This window comes from Streptomyces roseus, from assembly GCF_001044425.1.
Classification (GTDB): Bacteria; Actinomycetota; Actinomycetes; order Streptomycetales; family Streptomycetaceae; genus Streptomyces; species Streptomyces roseus.
This window is the reverse complement of record NZ_LFML01000126.1, coordinates 122,189-131,958: the sequence shown is the minus strand read 5'-3', so window position 1 is coordinate 131,958 and position 9,770 is coordinate 122,189. Positions and strand designations below refer to the sequence as shown.

At 69.7% G+C, this 9,770-nt stretch carries 9 protein-coding genes and 2 pseudogenes; all 11 read left to right on the top strand.

What is annotated here, in order from left to right:
* Positions 1 to 195: 195 nt before the first annotated feature.
* A pseudogene (locus ACS04_RS38375) lies at positions 196 to 336 on the top strand (aldehyde dehydrogenase family protein); the annotation flags it as partial.
* A 296-nt stretch (positions 337 to 632) separates the two neighbouring features.
* Positions 633 to 1,382 (top strand): annotated as a pseudogene (locus ACS04_RS28515) (transposase).
* Between the two features lie 93 nt (positions 1,383 to 1,475).
* Positions 1,476 to 2,279, top strand: a complete 804-nt coding sequence (locus ACS04_RS28510; RefSeq protein ID WP_078865439.1) for a transposase family protein — start codon at positions 1,476 to 1,478, stop codon at positions 2,277 to 2,279.
* Between the two features lie 105 nt (positions 2,280 to 2,384).
* Positions 2,385 to 3,581, top strand: coding sequence for a hypothetical protein (locus ACS04_RS35495; RefSeq protein WP_053080983.1), 1,197 nt, complete (start codon positions 2,385 to 2,387; stop codon positions 3,579 to 3,581).
* A 657-nt stretch (positions 3,582 to 4,238) separates the two neighbouring features.
* Positions 4,239 to 4,904 carry a DedA family protein gene (locus ACS04_RS28500; protein ID WP_048479662.1) on the top strand — a complete coding sequence of 222 codons (666 nt, stop codon included), beginning with the start codon at positions 4,239 to 4,241 and terminating at the stop codon, positions 4,902 to 4,904.
* Entirely contained in the window at positions 4,901 to 5,506 is a 606-nt protein-coding gene (locus tag ACS04_RS28495; RefSeq protein ID WP_048479661.1) for a phosphatase PAP2 family protein, read from the top strand. Before ACS04_RS28500 ends, ACS04_RS28495 begins: the two co-directional genes overlap by 4 nt.
* Positions 5,503 to 6,183 (top strand): phosphatase PAP2 family protein, encoded by a 681-nt coding sequence (locus ACS04_RS28490; protein WP_048479660.1) that lies wholly within the window; start codon positions 5,503 to 5,505, stop codon positions 6,181 to 6,183. The genes ACS04_RS28495 and ACS04_RS28490 overlap by 4 nt, the downstream gene beginning before the upstream one ends.
* Position 6,184: 1 nt before the next feature.
* The gene (locus ACS04_RS28485; RefSeq protein ID WP_048479659.1) at positions 6,185 to 6,847 is read left to right on the top strand and encodes a response regulator transcription factor; all 663 of its coding nucleotides are present in this window, start codon (positions 6,185 to 6,187) and stop codon (positions 6,845 to 6,847) included.
* Positions 6,844 to 8,205 carry a sensor histidine kinase gene (locus tag ACS04_RS28480; protein ID WP_048479658.1) on the top strand — a complete coding sequence of 454 codons (1,362 nt, stop codon included), beginning with the start codon at positions 6,844 to 6,846 and terminating at the stop codon, positions 8,203 to 8,205. Before ACS04_RS28485 ends, ACS04_RS28480 begins: the two co-directional genes overlap by 4 nt.
* A gap of 190 nt (positions 8,206 to 8,395) precedes the next feature.
* Positions 8,396 to 8,764, top strand: coding sequence for a BlaI/MecI/CopY family transcriptional regulator (locus ACS04_RS28475; protein WP_048479657.1), 369 nt, complete (start codon positions 8,396 to 8,398; stop codon positions 8,762 to 8,764).
* A gap of 2 nt (positions 8,765 to 8,766) precedes the next feature.
* Positions 8,767 to 9,702, top strand: coding sequence for a M48 family metalloprotease (locus tag ACS04_RS28470; RefSeq protein WP_048479762.1), 936 nt, complete (start codon positions 8,767 to 8,769; stop codon positions 9,700 to 9,702).
* Positions 9,703 to 9,770: the final 68 nt, after the last annotated feature.

Below are 9,770 nucleotides of genomic sequence, written 5' to 3'. Positions count from 1 at the left end.
GGGGGGGGGGAGGGCTGGCCGGGCGTTCAGAAGTGTGGGCGGACAGGAAGGGGTGGTCGCCTCGCGGCGGAGGGCACTGCGGGGTTTGAGCCGAACGATCTTCCCCGCAGGCACATGGTTGGGCCCGGGGACATCAGTCCCTTCTTGCCCCACCCACACAGATGGATGAACGGTCAACCATGCCCGAATGTTCCCGCCCGTTCCGGCCACGCTGCTTTCGGAGGCCTGAAGCAGTCGGGCATAGGGCGCGAGACGCACAAGATGGCGCTGGAGCACTACCAGCAGACGAAGAACCTCCTGGTCAGCTACTCGCCGAAGAAGCTCGGGTTCTTCTAGCGCGATGAAGTCCGTTGCCTGGAGTGGGCGTTGCCTCTCTCCAGACGATGCCCGCTCGCGGGGCGCAGACCGTGTACAGAGAGGCGCTTCGTGCACCACCCTTTCCATCGAATGGTCCTCAACTGGCCCCCAGGACCACCGAGCTGGCGGCGGCGCACGGCTCCGGCGTTTCGGATCACTGAGCTTCTTCGATGTGGCCCACCGATCGGGTGGCGGTCCAAGAAGCGCAACAAGCGAGGCCCCCGGGCTGTTGATCGAGATGTCTGACGTCTCAATCACGTTGCTCGGGGGCCTCGTTGGTCATCCATCCTGCCGCACTCGACCTGCCGCACGCACTCGTGGAGTGGGTCACGATGCTGATCGTCACCCGTGAGGGCGACCGGCGGTGCAGGCTCCGTCCGTCCCAGCGAGCGATGGTGGCACTGGTGTACCTGCGCGAGCACATCACTCTGGCGTAGATCGCCGCCGGGTTCAGGATCAGCGAGTCCACCGCCCATGCCTACACCAGCGCGGTCGTCGACCTGCTCGCCGCCCGTGCACCGGGTCTGCTGAAGACGCTGCGCGACCACGATCCCGACTTCGTCCTGCTCGACGGCACTCGCGCCGAATGCGACCGGGTTGGCGACGGCCGGGCCGACTACTCCCACAAGCACCGCCGCCACGGCGTGAACGTGCAGGTCGTCACCGATCCCGACGGACGGTTGCTGTGGCTCTCGCCCGCCCTGCCGGGCCGCACCCACGATCTGACCGCCGCCCGCGCCCACCGGATCATCCGGATCTGCGAGCGCCAGGGCATTCCCATCGTGGCCGATCTCGCCTACCAGGGCGCCGGTCCGTGGCTGACCACGGGCATCAAGCGCAGACCCCTGAAGGAACCGACCCCCACCGAGAAGACCCGCAACCGTGCCGTGGCCGCCACACGGGCACCCGTCGAGCGTGGAGTCGCCCGCATGAAGTCCTGGCGGATCTTCCGCAGGTCCCGATGCAGCCCCAACCGCATGACGTCAATCGCCAAGGCCGTCCTCACCCTGGAGTTGCAACGCTGAAGAAGCTCACTGAACCTCTTTCATCCTGTCTCTGGAGGGTGAAAGTGCTGGTCAACGGCGTGTAGGTGACATGGCGAAGCTCCCGTCGTTGGTGTGGTGATTCCACTCATCACATTGGCGCCGGGAGCTTCGTTGGTTCCGTATCCTGCCATGCTCGACGTGTCTCATGAGCTGGTTGAGCATGTCTCGTGGCTGCTCTACGAACGCCGTCGGGAGATCAAGTCCCCCTGGCGGCGTCTGAGCTGCTTCAAGCAGGCTCTGCTCGCGCTGGCGCATCTGCGGAAGAACGAGACGTTCGCCCAGGTGGGAGCAGGGTTCGGGGTGTCCGAGGCGACGGCCTGGCGATACGTCGACGAAACCCTCGAGGTCCTGGCGGCGTGGGCGCCGGGCCTGCACGAAGCCCTCGTCGGCCTGGGTGAGGGCGACTTCGTGATCGTTGACGGCACCCTGATCCCCACCGACCGGATCCGCGCGGACGAGCCGTACTACAGCCAGAAACACCGCCGCCACGGCATGAACGTGCAGGTCATCGCCCGACCGGACGACACACCCCTGTGGTTCTCCCGCGCCCTGCCCGGCCGTACCCACGACCTGACCGAAGCCAGGGCTCACGGCATCGTCCAAGCCTGCCTGACCAGGCAAATCCTCGTCCTGGCCGACCGCGCCTACCAAGGGGCCGGCGCCACCGTCCGCACCCCCTACTACCGCCACCGAGAACAGCCCGAGCACTACAAGCAGTTCAACCGTGACCACGCCCATCTACGGGCTCCCGGCGAACGCGCCTTCGCTCAACTGAAGTCGTGGAAGCTCCTTCGACACACGCGATGCTCCACCAATCGCATCGGCTCCGTCGTCAGAGCCATCCACACCCTCCTGACCTGCACCTATTCAGGATGAAAGAGGCTCACTGAAGGATGGAGGGGACGGATTGCCCGGCGGACTGTCAGTCCCCGCGCATAGCCTGCCGACATGTCCTCGACTCGCGGTGAGCTTCGTCACGTCATGCTCGGTGCCATCTTCACGCCCGAGGTTCCCCTGGGACCGACCCAGGACATCCTCATCACCTGCCACGCCTCGACAACGGGCAAAGGCAAGCTCCATGGGGACCCCGAGTGCCGTGCGCTGCGGTCGGCCGCCTCCGTGAACAGGATCGACATCCCATTCGGCGAAGCCGTCGAGCGGCTCTGTGCGAACTGCCGGTGGCCTCTACCCACGGACAGCCCCATCCTTCCGCTCGGCGCCGCGGTGAGCGAGGTGGACTCACTCACCATCTGGCTCGACCGCGAGTCCAAGGACGAGGAGGACATCAAGGCCGAACGCGACGCCGCCATCGCACTCGCCACTGCCGAGTACCCGCCCCATGCCGATGACGCCAACAACGAGGAGGCGGAGGACGACGAGACCGGGCGCGACGAGGAATGGGACCGTTACGACCGCGCCCGCAACCTCCGATCCGGACGCCACGAGCACTGGCGCCGACTGTATTCCTATCTGGCACGGAGCAGCGAGGCCGCAGCCGAGTACCCGTTCCTCGCCCCGTGGGCCGACAGCCTACAGAGCAGACTCGCCGCCGTCCTCGAAGCAGAGCGCCGGGCTTTCGCGGCGCGGCTACTGGAGGCTGCAGCCGTGCGGAGCATGCCCACACCGCAGTTCTCCGACGGTCCCGGACTCGCCGGGTTGGGAACGGAGGCGGAGAAGACCTTCCGGCGAGCGTGGTACGAATGGAGTCGCCGAGCCATCTGGTCCTGGCGCCGTCTGGAAGACCAGGACTTCGCGGTCTACTCCGTCGTCAGCGACGCCTTCGGCCGCCGCCGCAAGGGCAAGCCCGAGGCCCACGCCGCCTTCCGCCAGCTCACCGCCGACTGGATCCGCCAGGCACGCGAAGAAGCCAGCCGCCCCACCAGCACACCCTGGCAGCTGGTGGCCGTCAAGGCACCCGCCCTCCCCCGCACCCATCACAGCGAGCCGGAACGCGACCCCCTCACCCTGTGGGAAGCAGCGGTGATCGCCACCTACCAGGTGGCCTTCAACCGAAAGGCCGGCACCACCGCCCTGCTCGTTCCCCACCTCATCGCCGAACAGCTGCTCGCCTGCGCCTCCGACGACGTGCCGGTCCAGCTCCTGGCTCCCGACGGCAACGCGCTGCCAGCTCAGACGCTGCTCGAGCAGTGGGACCACGCCGAACCCAGCCGCTTCTGACGTCGCACTGTCAGGTCATCGCCTCGCCGTATACGGCAGAGGGCCGGAGGCGCCCGAACACCTTGCGGAACAGATCGACCCGGTCCTGGTTGGTGATCGTCTCGCCCCGCGGCTTCCCTCGACCTCGGCCGTATGGGCGCCGAAGATCGAGAATCCGCCTCCAGGGGGGCCTCGGAGGCGGGCACGGGCCGGGATGATCCCCGGAGACAGACCCGGCAGATCCGTCGTGTCCGTCAGCTGGCGAAGCTGGCCTCGCGTCAACTCGGGTCCGCCGAGTTTGGTGCGCCGAAGCACGCCGCCTTGATTGTCGGGCGGTACCCAGTCCATTCGTGGGGGCTGCTGTGCCGGCAGGCCGGCCGAGGAGTGCTGCGCCGCTTGTTGTCGCAGCCGAAGAATGTGCACGTGACGGCAAGGCCGCGGCGGCCCCCATCCATCAGGAGTAGTCGCCCGTCCCTGATGGGCGGGGTGAGCGGGCGGCCAGCCCCCGCCACAGGGGCGAGTCCGCCGGCGACGCCCTCCCCGGCAGCAGCCAAGAGATGGTCGTCTCTCCGCACTCGATCGTCTACAGTTCAGTAGACCGTCTACTTGACTGTAGTCGACGGGGCCCCTTGAGGACATCCCCCGTTTCCGAACCAGTGAGAGAGGCCGACCTGATCCATGGCCACGTCCGCTTCCGCCGCCCTCGCGGTGAATCTCCTCGACGCCCATTCACTCCTTGCGACGTTCGGTGTGATCGGCATTGCGGTGGTGATGTTCGCCGAGACCGGCCTGCTGGTCGGCTTCTTCCTGCCAGGGGACTCACTGCTGTTCACAGCTGGCCTTCTGTGCGCGGGAACGGTCGAGGATGGCGCGAAGCTGTCCCTGCCGGCGGTGCTGGCCGCCGCCGTGATCGGCGCGCTGGCCGGCGCCCAGTGTGGCTACCTCATCGGCCGCCGGGCAGGCCCCGCCCTTCTTGCCCGTAGCCGTTCCAAGAAGCTCCATGAGGGCGCAGCGCGGGCCGAGGAACTCCTGGAGAAGTACGGACACGCCAAGGCGATCGTGCTGGCCCGGTTCGTTCCGGTGGTGCGCACCGTCCTCAACCCCCTCGCCGGAGCCCTGAACATTCCGGGTCGCGTGTTCACGTTCTGGCAGGTCGCGGGTGGTCTGCTGTGGACGGTGGGGCTGGTCCTGGCTGGCTACGCCCTCGGTTCGTCCATCCCCAACGTCGACACGTACCTCCTGCCGATCGTCGGCCTGATCGTGGCGATCTCGCTGCTGCCCGTGGCGATCGAGATCCTCCGCTCCCGCAGGGGCGGTAAGCACCAGAACGGAACAGCGCAGTGACCTCCGGCCACAACGGCTCTGGCGTCGACGGCAACGCCTACATCGACGTTACCGACCTTGCCCACAGGACCCCGGGCTGGCTCAACGACGCCATCTCCGCCTGGTCCCTCTACGGCCTGTCGCTGTTCGCCGTGCTCATGCTCGTGGCGTGGTGGGGAGCCCGCCGGACCGGTTCGCCCTCGGCCGTCACCGCCCTCGCGGTCCCGCTGATCACACTCGCCGGGTTCGGTGCCGATCTGCTGCTCAAGCTCGTCTTCCGTGAGGACCGGCCCTGCCAGAGCCTGCACGTGGCCGTGCTGGAAACCTGCCCCGCCCCCGGGGACTGGTCCTTCCCCAGCAACCACGCCGCCATCGCCTCCGCAGCCGCTGTCGCCCTGCTCTTCGTCTCCCGTCGTCTGGGGGCCGTCGCCGTGGTGGCGGCGGTGCTGATGGCCGCCTCCCGGGTATGGGTCGGGGTGCACTATCCCCACGACGTCCTTGCGGGATTCGCCGTCGGGGCCCTGGTCGCCTACATCTGCGGCCGGGCTGTCAAGCGGCGGCAGAGCGCGCTTGCCGACCGCCTCGGCCAGGGCCGCCTGCGCCCTCTGCTGATCACCGCATGAGTCACCCCTTCACGCCCGGACCCGTCGACCGGGCCATCGGCCGCCGAGCGGGATGGGTGGCCGTATGTGCCTTCGTGCTCCTGGCCTCCCTCACGCTGTGGGTGATGCGAGCCTCCGAGCCCCTCCTGCCAACCGACGCGGGCCTGCACTCCTGGTCCGTGGCACATCGCCCGGCCTGGGCGGCGGCTGCGGCCCGTGCGGTCACCGAGACGGGGACCGGCGTCATCCCGTACGCCGTGCTGTTCCTGGTCGGCATGTACGTGGGGCGTACCGCCCGCCAGCGGTGCACCGTCGCGCTCGCGCTGATCGTGTGCCTCGGCGCGGGACAGGCCCTTCGGTACACGGCCATGTCAGTGGTCGCGCGCCCGCGCCCGCCGGTCGGCGACTGGGTCGCTCACGCCTCGGGCTGGTCCTTCCCCTCGGGCCACAGCACCACGGCCGCGATGACCGCGGCCCTCGCCATCGCTGCGTTGTCCTTCGGCAGCCGGAGGGGATCGCGTCTCGCCGTCGCCGTGATCGGATTGTGGGGAGTCGCGGTGGGGCTGACACGCGTGTACCTCGGCGTCCACTGGTTCACGGACGTGCTGGGAGGCTGGCTTTTCGCCGTTGGGTGGGTGTGCCTCGTTGTCTGGGCGTACGTGCGTTGGGCTCCGGCCGTGGGTCGCAAGGAGGCGTGAGGTGGACAGACGCATCCTCGTGGTCGAGGACGACCACCCCTTGCGGAGCGTGATTCTTCGCGGGTTGCGGGAGGAAGGCTTCGACCCGGTGCCCGCACCCGACGGGGCCACCGCCATACGGCTGGCCCACGACCGCTTCGACGCGGTCGTGCTGGACGTCGGCCTCCCCGATGCCGATGGCAGGGACGTCTGCCAGGCCCTGCGGGCCTCGGGCTTCACCGCGCCGGTGATCTTCCTGACCGCGCACCACCACCTCACCGACCGCCTGGCGGGTTTCTCCGCAGGCGGGGACGACTACCTCGCCAAACCCTTCCATCTCGTCGAACTCGCTGCCAGGCTGCGAGCCGCGCTGAAGAGGGCCGGCCCGCCATCTGCGGCGGCCGTCGGGGACGTCATCCTGGATCCGGCACGGTTCACCTGTACCGCCGCCGGTAGCCCAGTCGACCTCACCCCGACCGAGTTCCGGCTGCTGGCCGCGCTCCTCGCCGCGGACGGCGCCCTCGTCTCCCGCCACGAACTCCTGCGGGCGGGCTGGCCCGAGGGAGCACAGGTCAGTGAGAACACCCTCGACCAGTATCTGAGCCGTCTGCGCCGCAAACTCCGCACTGCGGGCAGCGAACGAACGATCACGACCAGTCGAGGGATCGGACACCGCCTGACATGACGGAACGCTCCCCCGCCGGGCGTCGGCCGCTGACGCTGCGCAGCCGGCTCTCGCTGATCGCCGTTTCCGTGGCGGCCCTGCTGATGGCCATCCTCATCGTCGCCTTCAACGCCATCGTCCGCCACCAGCTGGACCAGCGGGCGGACGACCACCTGCGTACCAGGGCGGCCGCGGTCGCCTCGACGGTGGACACCAACGGCCGCAAGGCTCGTGTCGTGGAAGTGCCCAACGACGACGCGCTGGACTCCGACGTGTGGATCTATGCTGGCACGGAGCGGCTCGAGTCGCCTCCGGCCGCATCCGACGACGGGCCTTTGACTCAGGTCGCCGACGCCCTCGCCGCCGGCCGGCATCCGCACTGCGTCACCGTCTCCGACCACGCCCCCGTCCGACTGTGCGCGTCGCCCGTCCCGGGAAGCGCTCCCGCCACCGTGGTCGCCGCCGTGAGTCTCGTCCCGTACCGGACCTCGGCGGACACCGTCCTGCACGCCACCCTGGCCCTGGGCGCTGCCGTGCTCGTCCTGACCTACGCCCTGACCCGCCTTGCGGTACGCCGTGCCCTACGCCCCGTGCAGGCCATGACCGAACAGGCCGCCGCGTGGAGCAGGCAGCCCGGCGGCGACCGCTTCGGCGCCACCGGCCGGCCAGCCGAACTCGCCGCGCTTGCCACATCCCTGGACGCGCTCCTCGACAGGATCCGTGCCGGGCTCCTCCACGAGCAGCAGCTGACGCGGGAGCTCTCCCACGAACTGCGGAACCCGCTCGCCCGCATCGTGGCAGAACTCGACTGGTGGCGAACCCGCCCTCGCTCCTCGGAAGAGACTCGGCGCTCGCTTGCGGTGGTCGGGGATGCGGCGTCGTCCATGAGGACGATCTGCGACACGCTCTTGGACGAAGCCCAAGGCACAGCTTCGATCCACCGGGGCCCGGCCGATGTTCATGCCGCCCTGGTCCGGCTGGCCGGTTCGAGCGTTACGCCGCCGGCGGTCACCCTCAGGATCGCTCCACCCACTGGACGACTCATGGCAGAAGCACCGGCGGCGATCGTGGAACGAACGGTCAGCCCGTTGCTGGACAACGCCCTGCGCTATGCGCACTCCCGCGTCACCATCGTCGCCGGCACGGATGGAGCGGGTATCCGTATCGAGGTGACGGACGACGGCCCAGGTGTTCCCACCTGGTTCGCTCCGGAGCTCTTCCACCCGGGGCGGAGGGCCGAGGCCGGCGACGGGCATCCAGGAGCGGGCCTGGGGCTGTCGCTCGCGCGGCGCCTGGCCCGCTCCGCCGACGGTGACGTCCACCACGACGCGTCACACCGCGACGGCACCCGCTTCGTGCTCACCCTGCCCGCGGCCTGACGAACCGCCTCGCCGACTGCGTCACTGCGCGGGAGGGCCCCAGGCCCGTCATCCGCCGTGACGCTACTTCCAGCGGCCACACATAGCGCCGAACCCTTTCTTCAGCCGCCCGCCGAAGAGCCATTACTCTGTCTACACCACAGTAGTCAACCTGCGTCGACGCAGGGATCGCACCGGTCTAGGGGGACCCATGTCCGACGAAGGCGAGCGCCGGCCCGCTGGGGAGCTCGAATCCAGCGTGCTCGCCGTGCTGTGGGCGGCCGGGACGGCACAGTCGGCCGCCCAGGTCAGGGCGGCCCTCCCGCAGGACCTGGCACGCACCACGGTGGCGACACTCCTGGGGCGGCTGCTCGACAAGGGGCTGGTGGGACGCCGGCCCGGCGGCCGCGGCTTCGTCTACTTCGCCGTTCAGGACACGCACGGCCTCGCCGCTCGCCGGATGCACGGCGAACTCGACGGGGGCAGCGACCGGAGCATGGTGCTGGCGCGGTTCGTCGAGGGCCTCGATCCACACGATGAGGCCGAACTGCGTCGTCTCCTGCAGGAGGACCGGCCGTGATCATGCTGCTGGTGGTCCCTCTGTTGCTGCCGTGGATCCTGCCGCCCCTCGCACGCCGCACGGTCGAGAGGGTGCGGCCGGACATCGCCCTCTGGGCGGTGGCCACCAGTACGGCCGCGTTGGCGCTCGGGGTCGCCGCATGCCTGGGCACCCTACTGCTCCCACTCGCCCTGCGCCTGCCGGTGCTCGCCGCCTTCGCCCATCTGCTCCAGCCCGTCCAAGCGGGTCCGGCCGCAGTCGTGTTCTGCGCCTCGGTGCTGGCGGGCGGCGCGATCGCCGTGAGCGTGACCGCGGGCGCCCGCGGCGCCAGGGCGGAGCTGAGGCGGCTGCGCGCGGTCCGGAAGCTGGTGGCGGGGATGCCGGAGGCCGGGGGCCTGTGCGTACTGGAGGACGAGCGGCCGGACGCTTTCGCGCTGCCGGGCTGGATGCGCCGATCGGACCGGATCGTGGTCACCGCCGGCATGCTCCGGGCCCTGGACGCGGGTGAGCGGGAAGCGCTCCTGGGGCACGAGCGTGCGCACTTGGCGGGCCGCCATCACCTGTTCCTGTCCGTCGCGCAGCTCGCCGGTTGGTGCCATCCGGCCCTGACCGCCGTCGTTCCGGTGGTCTCCTTCGCGGCCGAACGCGCAGCCGACGAAGCCGCCGCGCGTGCGTGCGGGGACCGGCGACTGGCCGCCCGGGCCGTTGGGCGGGCAGCCCTCGCGGCGGCGTCCCTCCGTAGCGGCTTGCAGGCACCCACGGCCGCGGCCCGCGGTACCACCGGACCGGTGCCCGCTCGGGTCAAGGCGCTTCTCGCGCAGGCTCCGGTGCGACGCGTCGTGCCCGCCCTGCTGGCAATGGCACTTCTGTGCACCGCGGCGGGCGCGTCCTCGCTCGGCGGGGCCGTCTGGCTGCACCGAGGCGTGGAGCTGGCGCAGGGCGAACACCCCGCCGACTGAGCCGCCACCGGCACCCCGTCTCGAAGTTAGGGCAGCCTTTCCTCAGCGACTACATTTATGTAGACTCC

Coding starts and splice junctions, on each gene's coding strand:
- ACS04_RS35495 (WP_053080983.1), top strand. CDS start 2,385: ATGCTCGGTGCCATCTTCACGCCCGAGGTTCCCCTGGGACCGACCCAG.
- ACS04_RS28500 (WP_048479662.1), top strand. CDS start 4,239: ATGGCCACGTCCGCTTCCGCCGCCCTCGCGGTGAATCTCCTCGACGCC.
- ACS04_RS28490 (WP_048479660.1), top strand. CDS start 5,503: ATGAGTCACCCCTTCACGCCCGGACCCGTCGACCGGGCCATCGGCCGC.
- ACS04_RS28480 (WP_048479658.1), top strand. CDS start 6,844: ATGACGGAACGCTCCCCCGCCGGGCGTCGGCCGCTGACGCTGCGCAGC.
- ACS04_RS28475 (WP_048479657.1), top strand. CDS start 8,396: ATGTCCGACGAAGGCGAGCGCCGGCCCGCTGGGGAGCTCGAATCCAGC.
- ACS04_RS28470 (WP_048479762.1), top strand. CDS start 8,767: ATGCTGCTGGTGGTCCCTCTGTTGCTGCCGTGGATCCTGCCGCCCCTC.